15 protein-coding genes and 3 tRNA genes are annotated in these 13,385 nt (G+C 49.2%); 8 read left to right on the top strand and 10 right to left on the bottom strand.

Translation table 11 applies throughout. From position 1 onward, the window contains the following. Nucleotides 1-8: 8 nt before the first annotated feature. Together nadC and FPG75_RS10675 are read right to left on the bottom strand one after the other, a co-directional pair. Complete coding sequence (nadC, locus tag FPG75_RS10680; RefSeq protein WP_143306759.1) at nt 9-848, bottom strand: carboxylating nicotinate-nucleotide diphosphorylase; 840 nt, start codon at nt 846-848, stop codon at nt 9-11. Nucleotides 849-914: 66 nt separating this feature from the next. Next, nucleotides 915-2,351 (bottom strand): phytoene desaturase family protein, encoded by a 1,437-nt coding sequence (locus FPG75_RS10675; RefSeq protein ID WP_143306758.1) that lies wholly within the window; start codon nt 2,349-2,351, stop codon nt 915-917. A gap of 96 nt (nt 2,352-2,447) precedes the next feature. On the opposite strand from FPG75_RS10675, the gene FPG75_RS10670 reads away from it, so the two are divergent. Then, complete coding sequence (locus FPG75_RS10670) at nt 2,448-2,963, top strand: class I SAM-dependent methyltransferase (protein ID WP_143306757.1); 516 nt, start codon at nt 2,448-2,450, stop codon at nt 2,961-2,963. Nucleotides 2,964-3,023: 60 nt separating this feature from the next. Here FPG75_RS10670 and FPG75_RS10665 read toward each other — a convergent pair. From FPG75_RS10665 to FPG75_RS10650, 4 genes are all read right to left on the bottom strand, one after another. Next, nucleotides 3,024-3,097 (bottom strand) — tRNA-Arg (locus tag FPG75_RS10665). A 146-nt stretch (nt 3,098-3,243) separates the two neighbouring features. Next, nucleotides 3,244-3,317 (bottom strand) — tRNA-Arg (locus FPG75_RS10660). 86 nt (nt 3,318-3,403) lie between these two features. After that, complete coding sequence (locus FPG75_RS10655) at nt 3,404-4,933, bottom strand: sulfatase family protein (RefSeq protein ID WP_143306756.1); 1,530 nt, start codon at nt 4,931-4,933, stop codon at nt 3,404-3,406. Nucleotides 4,934-5,021: 88 nt separating this feature from the next. Then, nucleotides 5,022-5,095, bottom strand: a tRNA-Arg gene (locus FPG75_RS10650). Between the two features lie 125 nt (nt 5,096-5,220). Here FPG75_RS10650 and FPG75_RS10645 point away from each other — a divergent pair. The 3 genes from FPG75_RS10645 (at nt 5,221) to FPG75_RS10635 (ending at nt 7,130) form a co-directional block, all read left to right on the top strand. Then, the gene (locus FPG75_RS10645) at nt 5,221-5,694 is read left to right on the top strand and encodes a 23S rRNA (pseudouridine(1915)-N(3))-methyltransferase RlmH (protein ID WP_143306755.1); all 474 of its coding nucleotides are present in this window, start codon (nt 5,221-5,223) and stop codon (nt 5,692-5,694) included. Between the two features lie 29 nt (nt 5,695-5,723). Next, on the top strand, nt 5,724-6,329 hold the full coding sequence (locus FPG75_RS10640; protein WP_143306754.1) for a rhomboid family intramembrane serine protease: 606 nt from the start codon (nt 5,724-5,726) through the stop codon (nt 6,327-6,329). 114 nt (nt 6,330-6,443) lie between these two features. Next, the gene (locus FPG75_RS10635) at nt 6,444-7,130 is read left to right on the top strand and encodes a class I SAM-dependent methyltransferase (protein ID WP_201747933.1); all 687 of its coding nucleotides are present in this window, start codon (nt 6,444-6,446) and stop codon (nt 7,128-7,130) included. Nucleotides 7,131-7,177: 47 nt separating this feature from the next. On the opposite strand, the gene tilS is transcribed toward FPG75_RS10635, so the two are convergent. Both tilS and FPG75_RS10625 read right to left on the bottom strand, forming a co-directional pair. Continuing rightward, a complete protein-coding gene (gene tilS / locus FPG75_RS10630; protein ID WP_143306753.1) occupies nt 7,178-8,521 on the bottom strand; it encodes a tRNA lysidine(34) synthetase TilS in 1,344 nt (447 codons plus the stop codon). Nucleotides 8,522-8,538: 17 nt separating this feature from the next. Then, nucleotides 8,539-8,850, bottom strand: coding sequence for a tetratricopeptide repeat protein (locus FPG75_RS10625; protein WP_143306752.1), 312 nt, complete (start codon nt 8,848-8,850; stop codon nt 8,539-8,541). A gap of 123 nt (nt 8,851-8,973) precedes the next feature. Here FPG75_RS10625 and FPG75_RS10620 point away from each other — a divergent pair, with 123 nt between their 5' ends. From FPG75_RS10620 to ispE, 4 genes are all read left to right on the top strand, one after another. Next, a complete protein-coding gene (locus FPG75_RS10620; protein WP_143306751.1) occupies nt 8,974-9,714 on the top strand; it encodes an electron transfer flavoprotein subunit beta/FixA family protein in 741 nt (246 codons plus the stop codon). A 50-nt stretch (nt 9,715-9,764) separates the two neighbouring features. Continuing rightward, nucleotides 9,765-10,736, top strand: coding sequence for an electron transfer flavoprotein subunit alpha/FixB family protein (locus FPG75_RS10615; protein WP_143306750.1), 972 nt, complete (start codon nt 9,765-9,767; stop codon nt 10,734-10,736). A gap of 227 nt (nt 10,737-10,963) precedes the next feature. Then, the gene (locus FPG75_RS10610; RefSeq protein WP_143306749.1) at nt 10,964-11,563 is read left to right on the top strand and encodes a bifunctional nuclease family protein; all 600 of its coding nucleotides are present in this window, start codon (nt 10,964-10,966) and stop codon (nt 11,561-11,563) included. Nucleotides 11,564-11,626: 63 nt separating this feature from the next. Continuing rightward, nucleotides 11,627-12,454 (top strand): 4-(cytidine 5'-diphospho)-2-C-methyl-D-erythritol kinase, encoded by an 828-nt coding sequence (ispE, locus tag FPG75_RS10605; RefSeq protein WP_236654211.1) that lies wholly within the window; start codon nt 11,627-11,629, stop codon nt 12,452-12,454. A 3-nt stretch (nt 12,455-12,457) separates the two neighbouring features. Here ispE and rplT read toward each other — a convergent pair whose 3' ends face one another. Continuing rightward, nucleotides 12,458-12,802, bottom strand: a complete 345-nt coding sequence (rplT, locus tag FPG75_RS10600; RefSeq protein WP_111593818.1) for a 50S ribosomal protein L20 — start codon at nt 12,800-12,802, stop codon at nt 12,458-12,460. 45 nt (nt 12,803-12,847) lie between these two features. Beyond that, entirely contained in the window at nt 12,848-13,045 is a 198-nt protein-coding gene (gene rpmI / locus FPG75_RS10595; protein WP_143306748.1) for a 50S ribosomal protein L35, read from the bottom strand. Nucleotides 13,046-13,385: the final 340 nt, after the last annotated feature.

Below are 13,385 nucleotides of genomic sequence, written 5' to 3'. Positions count from 1 at the left end.
TATCTGCTTTATATTTTGTGTGCTTTTAAACTAAGGTCCATGCTCACAGCATGATGTATGATAGCCCCGCATGAGACGTAATCGACACCGGTACGGGCATATGAAATAATATTATCGAGATTGATACCGCCCGACGCCTCTGTCTCATACTTGCCGTCAATCAGCTCAATTGCCTCTTTCAATAATTCCGGCGAGTAGTTATCAAGCATGATACGGTGTACATTGCCCACAGCAAGCACACGGCGCACATCATCGAGGTTGCGGGTCTCGATCTCTATTTTCAGGTTGCTGTTGTTGGCCGCGAGGTACTCGTTGGTTTTCTGTATGGCCTGCTCTATGCCGCCACAGAAATCGATATGGTTGTCCTTCAGCATGATCATATCGTACAGGCCCATACGAAGATTATAACCGCCGCCAATCCGCACTGCCTGCTTTTCGTATTCGCGGAACAGCGGCGTGGTTTTGCGGGTATCGAGTATTTTGGTCTTGTAGCCTTTTATTTTATCGGCGTACTTATTGGTAAGCGTTGCGATGCCGCTCATGCGCTGCATGCAGTTAAGTACCAGTCTTTCTGCTTTTAATATGGTATGCACGCCGGCTTCAACGATAAAAGCAGTTTCGCCATTATTTACAGTATCGCCATCTTTTTTATAGCAGGTGAATTTTGCATCTTCTTCCAGATGATGAAAAATATCCTGCGCCAGCTGCATGCCTGCCAGTATGCCTTCTTCCTTTATTTTAAGTACCGCCTTACCTTTCGCATCAGCTGGTATGGATGCGAGTGTAGAGTAATCGCCGCTGCCCACATCTTCGAGCAATGCTGCGGAAATGAATTCCTGTGTTGTCAAACGCTTTGTATTTTAGAAAGTAAATTAACGATAATAGTCGCCACATAAAAAACAGCCATACAATGTTCATCTTCCTGAAAATATATCCCGGATGGCACGCATCGCAGCATGATATCCGCACATGCCATGCACACCGCCGCCCGGTGGCGTAGAAGCAGAGCAGATATAGACACCTGCCGCGCTGGTACGGTAAGGCGATGGCCTCAAAGCCGGTCTGGTAAAGAGTTGACGCAGATCGATGGCCCCGCCATTGATATCTCCGCCGATATAATTGGGATTATAGGCCTCCATCTGCGCGGCATTCATCACATGCCGCGCTATGATGCGCTTACGGAAGCCGGGCGCAAAGCGTTCCACCTGTTGCTCTATCACCTCCCTCATATCAGTATTAGAGCCATTAGGCACATGGCAATAGGCCCAGGCGGTGTGCTGTCCTTGCGGCGCACGGGTATCATCAAAAAGACTCTGCTGCGCCAGGAGCACAAAAGGCTGGCGACTTGTTTTGCCTTGCCAGTTACCCAGCTCTCCGGCGGCTATTTCCGTATAGGCGTTACCGATATGAACGGTACCTGCTTCCCTGCAAGCCGCAGCGGTAAAGGGTATGGGACCATCCAGGGCCCAGTCTACCTTGAAAATACCGGGACCATAACGATATTTTTTTAATTGAGATTGATAGAAAGAAGAGAAACGGTTACCGCCGATCTGCAAGAGCTGGCGCGGACTCACATCCAGCAGTACCGCGCGTGCGGACGGCAGTTGGCCGAGATCCTGTACATAAAAGCCGGTTCGTATTTCACCGCCCGATGCCCGGAAATACGCCGCCAGCGCGTTTGCCAGCGATTGTGAGCCTCCTTTCACTACCGGCCATCCGCTGATATGTGCGGCGGCGCTGAGCACCAGTCCGATGGCGGCACTGCTGCGGTATGATAAAGGCAAGAGCGAATGTGCTGCCAGTCCGGCCCAGAGGCCTCTTGCCTCTTCGGTACGGAAACGCCGGGCTACCGCCGCCGCACTGCGCAGTGCAGTGAGCCCGAAACGAGCCATGCGCAAGGGATGGCGGGGAATACCCAAAGGCCCGAGCACATCGTTTACAATGTAGGGCCAATCGTTTACCACCGGCTGTATCAGTTGTAGCCAGGTTTGTTCATCGGCGCCAAGGCTGCGTGCCGTTTCCGGTAAACTATGTAACAAGGCCGCTGCATGGCCATTATCAAAGGGATGTGCCGCCGCCACCGGCGGATGTATTAAGGTGAGGCCGTAATCCTGTAGGGGCAAGGATTTCAGGAAGGGCGACAAGGTCGCCATCGGATGGATGGCCGAGCAGATATCATGGTGAAAGCCGGGCAATGTGAGTTCCGCTGTGCGCATGCCACCACCGACGCTGTCTTTTCCTTCCAGCAGCAATACCGACAAACCAGCCTGCCGCAGCGTGATGGCGGCCGCAAGCCCATTGGGGCCAGATCCTACTACAATGGCATCATAATCTGTGGAGGCTTGTTTCATTTCGTATATCCGATAACGTTATACACTTCAGGGGCTGCCGATAAATTATTATCTTTATTTGCTTACTCCAAGATACAGCATTTAATCACAAACGTCATGAATTTACAGGATGCTATTGCCCTGATACAACAGGATATTCCTCCGCAAGCCACGCTATGGACCGATCTGGGCTGCGGCAGCGGCTTGTTTACCCGCGCCCTGGCCACCATGCTGGCAAAGGGCAGTACGATCTATGCCATAGATACGCAGCCTTCACTGCACGCGGAAACGACCAGTGGCGGCGTAGCTATACAGCCTATGACCCTCGATTTTGTAAAGGACCCTTTGCCCCTGCCCGCACTCAACGGCGTACTGATGGCGAATGCATTGCATTATGTAAAAGACAAACCTGCTTTTCTGCGCAAGCTGCAAGCGGGTTTGCAGCCGGGCGCTGTTTTCCTTATCGTGGAATATGATACGGATACGCCGGTGCCTACCTGGGTACCTTACCCGCTGAGCTTTACTTCGCTGAAAAAATTATTTGCAACAGCAGGATACCAGCAGGTGAAGCCACTAGGCCGGCGGCCTTCTGTTTACGGGCGTGCAGAAATATATGCCGCGTGGATATCGTGATCTCGTTAAAATAAAAAGCCCGCTCAAATGAGCGGGCCATCTATCATGAACATTCACAAGTGACCTCGTCTGGATTCAAACCAGAAACCTTCTGATCCGTAGTCAGATGCTCTATTCAGTTGAGCTACGAAGCCATTTCCCTGATCGGGAATACAAAGATAGTAGAATAATTTATTCTAACAAACTCTTTTTCAATTTTTTATATCTGTAAACTTTATTACAGATAACTGCCTGGCTGAAAAAAAATGCCGCAGGGCATTGCAGCATTCCTTTCATTTTGTGACCTCGTCTGGATTCAAACCAGAAACCTTCTGATCCGTAGTCAGATGCTCTATTCAGTTGAGCTACGAAGCCATTCCGTGTCAAACGGGATGCAAATGTAGGATTAGTTTTAAATTAAACAAATTTTTTCTCAATTATTTTTTTTCGGACGACTACCGTCAACGGCTATACGCTGTAGTGGTTTCGTTTCTCAAAATGCGGGCAGCACAGGTATCCCCATTCTGCCGTACCTCTTGCATCAACTCTTTACGCAAGGCCGCAATCTCTTGCTGATAGCGGTTTTCACCATATGCGTTGTGTATCTCGTGCGGGTCCTGTTGCAGGTCGAAAAATTCCCAGCTATCCACAGGGCCATAAAAACGTATCAGTTTATAACGTTCGGTACGCACACCAAAATGCGGGTACACATGATGCGTACCAAATTCATAATAGTGATAATACACCGCTTTACGCCAGGTTGTTTTTTTGCCGAATAAAGGCAATAAGGACCTGCCCTGCATATCTGCAGGCACTTTCACGCCGGCGGCCTGTAGCAGTGTAGGCGCGATATCCACGTTAGCCACCATCTCGTTCACCTGCGTGCCCGGCTTGATCACGCCGGGATAGCGCATCACCATGGGCGTGCGCATCGACTCTTCATACATGAAACGTTTATCGAACCATCCATGCTCGCCAAGATAGAAGCCCTGATCCGACATATAGATCACGATCGTATTTTTTGCCAGCCCTGTGCTATCAAGATAATGCAGGATGCGGCCGATGTTGCGGTCCAGCGAACGCGCCGTGGACAGGTAATCCCGCATGTAGTGCTGGTATTTCCATCTCACTAAACTATCCCCTGTATAATGGTGTTCGTCGAAATCTTTATCTACTGCGTTGTGGTAATAGGCCGCAAATTTTTCTCTTTGTTCTTTGCTGAGGAATTTATAAGGATGATCTTTTTCGTAGTTAATATGCAGTTTAAGATCGTAACCGAGCGTCATGGTTTTGCGGATGCTCATATCCTGGTCGGCAGCGGCTTTGCGGCCTTTGTAATCGTCGTAGAAATCATGCGGCAATGGAAACTGCACGTGGTCATAGGCGCCCAGGTCGGGCAGGTCGGGCGACCATTCCCGGTGTGTGGCCTTCTCTCCCACCACAATACAAAACGGTTTGGAACGGTCACGCTGGTTGATCCAGTCGAACGTAAGATCCGTGATGATATTGGTCACATAACCCTGCTGGCGCACCGTATCTCCCTGCATGCTGATGAAATCCGGGTTGTAGTAACGGCCTTGATCGGGCAGGATGCGCCAGTAGTCGAAGCCATCGGGCAATGTTTGCAGATGCCACTTACCGATCCAGGCGGTCTGGTACCGGTGCTGTTGCAGGATGCGGGTAAACAGTTGTTGCTTTACATTGAAGGGCTGCGTGAAATCGTTGATCGTTAAACCGTTGCTGTGACTGTATTTCCCGGTGAGCAAGGTAGCCCGGCTGGGCGCGCAAAGAGAATTATTCACGAAAGCGTTATGGAAGATGGCGCCTTCCCTGGCAATACGGTCTATATTCGGCGTTTGCGCCAGCTTGCTGCCATAGGCGCTGATCGCCTGATAGGCATGATCATCGGAGATGATCACAATGATGTTGGGCGGTTGTTGCGCAGCGGCGCTCATGGCGAGCAGCAGCAAAATACAAAGGGTACGGATCATGACACGTGCATTGTTCTGCTGCGAAAGATAGAAATAAAAAAGTTTTCAGTGTAAATGAAAAAAGGCATGATGTACATCATGCCTTTTGTGACTCCGTCAGGATTCAAACCTGAAACCTTCTGATCCGTAGTCAGATGCTCTATTCAGTTGAGCTACGGAGCCATTTCTTTGTGATAGGATTGCAAAGGTATGTGTTTTTTTCTATCTACCAAATTCTTGCCTTAAAATTTCCGCAATTTTCTGATTTACACTTACTTTTACAGCCACAGCTTAATAATTTACCGCAAGTGAAAATACAACTCTGGAGCATTGGAAAGGAGCATGATCCCTATATCAGGGAGGGGATTGCTGTATTCCAGAAACGCCTGCAACATTATGTTGATTTCGAAGTGAAGTTGATCCCCACGGTGAAACAGGCCGCCAGCCTGTCGGTGCCGGAGCTCAAAAAGCAGGAAGCTAAAATTATTATGGACCTTTTGCAGCCTACGGATTATCTGCTGGCGCTGGATGAAAAAGGTAAGATGATGACCACAGTGCAATTTGCCGATTTCCTGCAACAGCGCACCAATGCCGGCACGCGGCAGCTGATCATCCTGATCGGCGGCGCTTTCGGTATCGATCAATCCCTGCTGCAAAGGGCACAATTGCAACTATCGCTCTCGCCCCTCACCTTCCCGCACCAGCTGGTAAGGCTTATCTTCACGGAACAGCTTTATCGTGCTTACACCGTATTGAACCGCGAAAAATACCATCACCAATAATTATATTTACATCATAATCGAATTGGCCTATGTCTATCAGCCTTATTATTATCATCACCACATCGATCATCTCTTTTACTGCCCTCAATAATTACGAGCAGCTTGGCAAATTGAGCATGCAGCCTTATATGGTAAAGCGTTACCGCCAATACTACCGCTTCCTCACCTCCGGCTTTGTACATGCGGATATACAGCACCTGTTGTTCAACATGCTGACGCTGTATTTCTTCGGCCCGGCGATCGAAGGCGTATTTGAGCAGCTGTTCGGCAACAAGATATTCTTCCTTTTGTATTACCTGCTCGGCATTATCGTTTCTGATATTCCTTCGTATATCCGTCACCGTGACAACAGCTATTATTCGTCGGTAGGCGCCTCCGGCGCTATTTCCGCGATCATGTTCACCGCTATCCTGATCAACCCCTGGGCCACGCTGGGCCTGTATTTCGTGATCAAGATGCCGGCTGTTGTGTACGGCGTATTATTCCTGGCCATCTCCGCGTGGATGTCGCGCAAGGGCGGCGATAACATCAATCACGACGCGCATCTCTGGGGCGCGATCTTCGGATTGGTATTTCCTCTGTTGTTCCATCCGGAGCTGGGACCACGCTTCCTGGATCTATTGCTGCACCGCTAAAGCTATCTACTGCATTAAAAAATAAAATAATATCTAAAATCTCTTTATATTAGTGGTTCCAGGGCCGCCTGGCTATTTTATTACCTACAACTGTCATTAAAACCTAGCCATACTATGTCTTTGAACAGACAAGAGATTGCCACATCCCTGATTCAAAAGCACCAATTCAAAACCTATGTAGAGATCGGTGTATTCATTGGCGCCAACTTCTTCCCTATCAAGGCGGAAAAAAAGATAGCCATTGATCCTGACTACAAATTCAACTGGTTTAAAAAGTTGAAACGCGCGGTGAAGAACCCGTGCAATTTTCGTGCTTCCTACTATAAGATGGAGAGCGATCGTTTCTTTGAAAAGAAAGCCCTGAAGCTCTTCAACACCCGCCGTATTGATGTTTGCCTGGTAGATGGCATGCATGAATATCATTTCGCATTGCGGGATGTGGAGCATACCTTAACGCATCTTGCAGACAATGGCGTGATCATTATGCACGACTGCAACCCCGCAAACGCAGCAGCAGCTTGTTCTTTCAAGGAATGGCAGGCACGTGGCGGGAAAGACAACTGGAATGGCGATGTATGGAAAGCCATCGTGCACCTGAGAAGTACCCGCGATGATTTGAATGTATTTGTGCTCGACTGTGATTTCGGACTGGGCATTGTTACCAAAGGCAAGCCTGATGCCATGCTCTCCTTCACGCCCGCGGAGATCGGGCAATTCAGCTACGCCGACTTTGAACAAAACAGGGCCGCGTGGCTGAACCTGAAGCCGGCATCATTCTTCCATGAATATTTCGGGTTATAATCAGTAAGGGCTGAAAGTGCTTACCACAGCTACTTTCAGCCCTTGTTCTATTTTGCGGAGAGTTGAACGCTTAGCACCTGCGTGGCGCCTGCGCTAATCTTGAAGCGGTCGTCGATACGCATGCCTACTACCCACAGGATGCGCTTTTCGGATTCCAGCACCCACACATTTTCCTTTTGCGGCAATGATAATTTCTGGTCGATGAAGAAGCGGCTCAATTTCTTTTTCTTCGGCATGCCGAGCGGATAGAAATAGTCACCCGTTTTCCATTTACGTAATATCAACGGGAATCGCACTTTGGCGGCATCGAGCCAGGCGATATCGGCGGCGGCAGGAATACTGCCTGCCGTGGCCCGTTCCAGCAGCCTTATTTGCAATTGTCCTCCTTCAAAGTGGAGGTGCGCCGGCGCTTGATCGATCACCAGCAAGGGCGCTGCCGATGTTTGCACCGGTGTGATCAGCAGCCAGGCCCTGTTGCGCACAATGCGATGGGTGGCGGTTTCCACGTAGCGGCCGGATTCGCTGTGCAGCAATGCAAGCACCTGTTCTGTTTGTGCAGGAGAACAGCCGAAACAGCGTAACAGTTCCCAGGCAATAGTTTGCAAGGGTGCTACATGTTGCAGTTTGCGCACGGCGATCATCCAGGTATTGCCACTTTGCACCAACAATTTTTTCCTGTATTGCGCCAAGGATTGCTGGTAAAGGATTTCAGCCTCTTTCAAACGCTGGATGGTAGCGGCCATATTCTTTACGGCGCCGGGATATATCTCCTGTATCCGCGGGATGACCTGATGCCGGAAGAAATTTCGTGTATACTTATCCGTTATATTGGAACTATCTTCTACATAGGAAAGACGATGTAACATGGCATAGGCCAGCAGCGTATCTTTTTCTGCGAACAGCAGCGGGCGGATGATACGTTCCTGCCTGGGTAATATTCCATGCAGGCCCGCAATGCCGGTGCCTTTGGCGAAATTCATGAGCGCTGTTTCCACGCTGTCCTGCAAGTGATGCGCGGTAGCGATATAGTCGTAACCTTGTTCCTGGCGGATGTTCTCCAGCCATTGATAGCGCAGTTCGCGGGCGGCCACTTGTATGCTTACATGATGTTCATCAGCGTAAGCGCTGGTATCAAACCGGGTATGAAAAAAGGGCAGACCGAGTGTAGCCGCCAGTTCTTGTACAAACCGTTCATCGCGCAGCGACTCTGTTCCTCTCAGCTGGAAGTTGCAATGGGCCAGGCCCGCGGCGAAACCAGCCGCTTTAAAAAGGTGCGCCATCACCGTGGAGTCCACGCCGCCGCTAACGGCGAGCAATACTTTCTGTGAAGGATCAAACAGCCGTTGTTCCCTGATATATTCAACAAGATGTGTAAGTAGATATTGCGGCATTGAAATGTTTTGGGTGCTTAATATACCAGGTCTTCATAAGCTGATTGCAGCTCATTATAAGTATGGCGTTCATTGGCGGCTTTTGCCATGGCCATTCCTTTTTCATATACGGCGATGGCGGCGTTGTTATCGCCTGCACGTTCAAGTAATTTGCCGAGATGATAATAAGAACCGGTATAACCAGGTTCGTGCGCCAGCAATTCCTCGAAGAGGCGCCTGGCGGTACCGTCATCGTTCAGTTTGATGTATTCCAGTGCCAGTGCATGTTTCAGGAAGCTATCGTTCGGACTGCTTTCCAGGAATTGTTTAAGTTGTGCGATTCTGTCCATCAATATATTTATAATAATCTTAATAAGATTTACTGACGAAAATCATTCATAGCGCTGCGGTTGGCGTATATTAATTAGATATATTTGCTATTACCGCATTTTTAAACAAAACAGTTTACGGTTATGAAGATTTTAGTTTGTATCAGTAAAACACCCGACACGACTGCAAAAATAGCTTTCACGGACAATAACACGAAATTCAATGAGGCTGGCGTCCAGTTTATTATTAACCCTTATGACGAGTGGTATGCGCTGGTAAGAGCGCTGGAGTTGAAAGAAACGATCGGCGGAGATGTGCACCTGATCACGGTTGGCGGTGCTGATTGCGACCCGGTGATCCGCAAGGCGCTGGCATTGGGCGGTGATGAGGCTTTCCGTGTGAATGCCGACAGTGCCGACAGCTATTACATTGCGTCGCAGATCGCTGCGCATGCGAAAGACAAACAATACGACATTATCTTCACCGGTAAAGAAACGATTGATTACAACGGTTCCGGCATTGGCGGTATGGTGGCTGAACTGCTGGACCTTCCCTATGTTTCCATTGCGGCAAAATTTGAGTTGAATGGCAGCAAAGCCACGATCAACCGTGAAATAGAAGGCGGCGAAGAGATCTGTGAAGTGAGCCTGCCTGTTGTTGTTTCCTGTCAGAAAGGAATGGCAGAAGCCCGCATCCCCAATATGCGCGGCATTATGGCGGCAAGAACAAAACCATTGACAGTAGTAGAACCGGTAACAGCCGATACGCTGACCAGCGTAGTGAGCTTTGAGCTGCCTCCTGCCAAAGCAGGCGTGAGGATGATCAGCCCCGACAATGTAGCCGAGCTGGTAAAACTGCTGCACGAAGAAGCGAAGGTGATCTGATCGAGATGACCGATGGTACACTATTTCATCAATTTCTAATCAATGTATTCATGTCTATATTAATATTCGCCGATCAGGCACAGGGAAAGATCAAGAAAGCCGCGCTGGAAGCGGTACAATACGGCGCTAAAGTGGCCGCGCAACTGGGCACTACCGCTACTGCGCTGGTGCTGGGCGCTGCCGACAGTGCCGAGCTGGCCGCGCTGGGACACTATGGTGCAAAAAAAGTACTGCATGCCGCAGATGCGCGCCTGCACGAAGTAGAGAGCACGGTATATACCAAGATCATCGCGGAAGCAGCTACCAAAGAAGGCGCGCAGGTGATCATCTTTCCACATAACTTTGATGGCAAGGCGATCGCACCGCGCGTAGCAGCACGCCTGAAAGCCGGTCTGGTAGCGGGCGCCATCTCCTACCCTGATACCGCTAACGGTTTCGTGGTAAAGAAAAGCGTATTCTCCGGCAAGGCCTTTGCCAATGTAAGCATCACTTCCGATAAGAAGATCATCTCTATCATACCCAATACTTTCCCGGTGAACCCCGGCACAGAAAGCGCTGCTGTAGAGGCTTTCACGCCGGCGATCAACGATGCCGACTTCAAAGTGAAAGTAGTGAAGACAGAAACGGTGAGTGGCGATATTCCATTGACGGAAGCCGAGATCGTAGTGAGCGGCGGCCGTGGATTGAAAGGTCCTGAAAACTGGGGTATTGTGGAAGACCTGGCCAAGGCGCTGGGCGCGGCTACTGCCAGCTCCCGCCCTGTGGCAGATGCAGGCTGGAGGCCGCATCACGAGCACGTAGGCCAAACGGGGCTTACCGTGCGCCCTAACCTCTATGTGGCCATCGGTATCTCCGGCGCTATTCAGCACCTGGCAGGCGTGAATGGCAGCAAGGTGATCGTGGTGATCAACAAAGATCCGGAAGCGCCGTTCTTCAAAGCGGCCGACTATGGCATTGTTGGCGATGCCTTTGAGGTAGTGCCGAAACTGACGGCCGCCGTGAAGCAATTCAAAGGACAATAATCATTCTCGCAAAGATCGCTAAGGAGCAAAGCAGCAAAGGCGGGCTTCGCCCGCATCCGGGTAATCATCTGCATTACCATTTGCGCGCAAAGCGCCTTTGCTGCTTTGCTCCTTAGCGATCTTTGCGAGAACTACCCTATGTATTAATCATTACAGATTTTTTAGATAAGGAATATTTTTCTAACTTCACGGTCTTACAAACTATTCAGCGACAACGCAAGACAGATATGAGAAAAATAGAACTGGAAATAGTTGCTTTATCGCACAGCATTACGCAGACACATTCATATGCCGTAGTATTGGGAGAGGTAAATGGGTTACGCCGTTTGCCCATCGTGATCGGGGGCTTTGAGGCGCAGGCGATCGCAGTGGCGCTTGAAAAAATGCAACCCAGCCGCCCCCTCACACATGACCTGATGAAGAACTTCATGACCGCTTTCAACATTGAACTGCATGAAGTGGTGATCAGCAACCTCCAGGAAGGTATCTTCTATTCCAAGCTTATCTGTTCCAGCAACGAAGAAACAATAGAAATTGATTCGCGCACTTCTGACGCGCTGGCGCTGGCCGTACGTTTCGGCTGCCCGATCTACACATACGAGAATATCCTCAACAGCGCCGGCATCCTGCTGGACGACCCGGCAGGCAAGAAAGGCAACAAGCCTGTTACTCCTACCATTTCCGAACACGAAAAAGGCGCAGAAGATGATCTGAAAGCCATGAACCTGGATGAGCTGAACCAGCTGCTACAGGAAGTGTTGGAACAGGAAGACTATATCCGGGCCATCGCTATCCGCGATGAGATCAACAGCCGGAAAAGTAAATAGATTTTAATTGATACAGGACGGTGAATGGCGCCACAGATGCAGATCTGCGCGGCCATTACCTTTATGCAAGCACCCAGCAGTATGATCGTTTTTCCCAATTGCAAGATCAATCTTGGATTATATGTTACCGGTCGCCGCGCCGATGGCTTCCACGATCTGGAAACAGTGTTTTATCCCTTGCCGGTCAATGATGCGCTGGAAGTGTTGCCAGCACCGGCATTGCAGTTCAGCAGCAGCGGCATTGCCGTTCCCGGTGATGCGGCAGATAACCTGTGCCTGCGCGCCTTTCACCTGCTGCAACAGGATTTCCCGGACTTGCAGCCGGTTCAGATACATCTGCACAAGCATATCCCGATTGGTGCCGGTCTTGGCGGAGGCTCTGCTGACGCGGCTTTCATGTTACAATTACTCAATAACAAATTTCAACTCGGGCTGGATGAGCAACAGTTGATTGCCTATGCTGCGCAGCTGGGCAGTGATTGTGCGTTCTTCATTCCGAATAAACCTTGCTATGCTACCGGCCGCGGCGAAGTGCTGGAGCCAATAGCACTGGACCTTTCCGGCTATTCGTTCCTGCTGGTATACCCGGGCATACACGTTAATACTGCCTGGGCTTTCAGGCAGATGACGCCGCAAATGCCCGCGCATCCATTGAAAGAGATGATACAGCTGCCGGTGGCAGATTGGAAAGAAGTAGTGAAGAATGATTTTGAGGCGCCGGTGTTCAGCGCGCATCCGGTGCTGGGGAGTATCAAGGAAAAAATGTACGAAGGCGGTGCGATCTATGCAGCGATGAGTGGCAGCGGCTCTGCGGTGGTGGGCATCTTCCCTAAAAACAAAATAGCTGACATCCTGTGGGATGCCAGCTACCGGGTATTTACAATTAAGTAAGTCTTACTTTACAGAAGCAACCAGGCTTTTGAAAGTTTCTGGTTCGTTCATTGCCAGGTCAGCCAGAACTTTTCTATTCAGCTCAATACCTTTACCGGCTAATTTGTTCATGAACACAGAGTAGGTTAATCCTTCTGCTCTTACTGCAGCGTTGATACGAGCGATCCACAGCTGACGGTAGTTTCTTTTCTTCAGTTTACGACCTACATAGCTATAAGTGAGTCCTTTTTCGAGAACGTTCTTCGCTACTGTGTAAACATTTTTCCTTTTGCCGTAAAAACCTTTGGCTTGCTTTAAGATCCGTTTTCTGCGGGCTCTTGAAGCTACGGCGTTAACTGAACGAGGCATTTTGTCTTTTTTTTCTCAGGTTATAAAATTCGATTTACTTGTAGATTAGCGCAGGCAAAGCATTCTCTTCACCAGGTTCAGGTTAGCTTCGTGAACCAGCGTACTGCCTCTCAGGCTACGTTTTCTTTTGGTAGCTTTTTTGGTCAGTAAGTGACTTTTGAAGGCCTTGAACCGCTTAATCTGTCCGTTCCCGCCAATTTTGAACGTTTTCTTTGCACGGGAATGTGTCTTGAATTTAGGCATCTTACATCAAATTTGGTCTGCAAAGGTAGGGAAAATAAATCAAAATGCACAGCCCCACTGAAATTATTACCCCTCCCCACCCCAATGTGGATAACTTTTTCAAGCTTTTTCTAATCTTGTTTAAATAATTGACAATCAATTTTAACATATCTATAATATATCCCCAATTTGCCCTCCTGTCATATTACATTTAGTATCACTTTTTTTATTTCTGCATATTATCATTAATTTTAATCTTAAAATATTCACATATTTTAGCCATATCATGCTTAAATACCGGTCGCCTATGAAAACATTTTACACTCCTGTACAGTCAAGCCAGACGAAGGCTTTCAGTCAT

The sequence above is a fragment of the Chitinophaga vietnamensis genome (genome assembly GCF_902167635.1).
Taxonomy (GTDB): Bacteria; Bacteroidota; Bacteroidia; order Chitinophagales; family Chitinophagaceae; genus Chitinophaga; species Chitinophaga vietnamensis.
Note: the sequence above shows the minus strand (reverse complement) of the source record. Positions and strands in the feature narration are given on the sequence as shown.

What these genes read in the sequence shown, in the direction of transcription:
- FPG75_RS10675 (WP_143306758.1), bottom strand. Translation starts at nt 2,351, where the DNA reads ATGAAACAAGCCTCCACAGATTATGATGCCATTGTAGTAGGATCTGGC.
- FPG75_RS10670 (WP_143306757.1), top strand. Translation starts at nt 2,448, where the DNA reads ATGAATTTACAGGATGCTATTGCCCTGATACAACAGGATATTCCTCCG.
- FPG75_RS10655 (WP_143306756.1), bottom strand. Translation starts at nt 4,933, where the DNA reads ATGATCCGTACCCTTTGTATTTTGCTGCTGCTCGCCATGAGCGCCGCT.
- FPG75_RS10640 (WP_143306754.1), top strand. Translation starts at nt 5,724, where the DNA reads ATGTCTATCAGCCTTATTATTATCATCACCACATCGATCATCTCTTTT.
- FPG75_RS10635 (WP_201747933.1), top strand. Translation starts at nt 6,444, where the DNA reads ATGTCTTTGAACAGACAAGAGATTGCCACATCCCTGATTCAAAAGCAC.
- tilS (WP_143306753.1), bottom strand. Translation starts at nt 8,521, where the DNA reads ATGCCGCAATATCTACTTACACATCTTGTTGAATATATCAGGGAACAA.
- FPG75_RS10625 (WP_143306752.1), bottom strand. Translation starts at nt 8,850, where the DNA reads ATGGACAGAATCGCACAACTTAAACAATTCCTGGAAAGCAGTCCGAAC.
- FPG75_RS10620 (WP_143306751.1), top strand. Translation starts at nt 8,974, where the DNA reads ATGAAGATTTTAGTTTGTATCAGTAAAACACCCGACACGACTGCAAAA.
- FPG75_RS10615 (WP_143306750.1), top strand. Translation starts at nt 9,765, where the DNA reads ATGTCTATATTAATATTCGCCGATCAGGCACAGGGAAAGATCAAGAAA.
- FPG75_RS10610 (WP_143306749.1), top strand. Translation starts at nt 10,964, where the DNA reads ATGAGAAAAATAGAACTGGAAATAGTTGCTTTATCGCACAGCATTACG.
- ispE (WP_236654211.1), top strand. Translation starts at nt 11,627, where the DNA reads ATGCAAGCACCCAGCAGTATGATCGTTTTTCCCAATTGCAAGATCAAT.
- rplT (WP_111593818.1), bottom strand. Translation starts at nt 12,802, where the DNA reads ATGCCTCGTTCAGTTAACGCCGTAGCTTCAAGAGCCCGCAGAAAACGG.
- rpmI (WP_143306748.1), bottom strand. Translation starts at nt 13,045, where the DNA reads ATGCCTAAATTCAAGACACATTCCCGTGCAAAGAAAACGTTCAAAATT.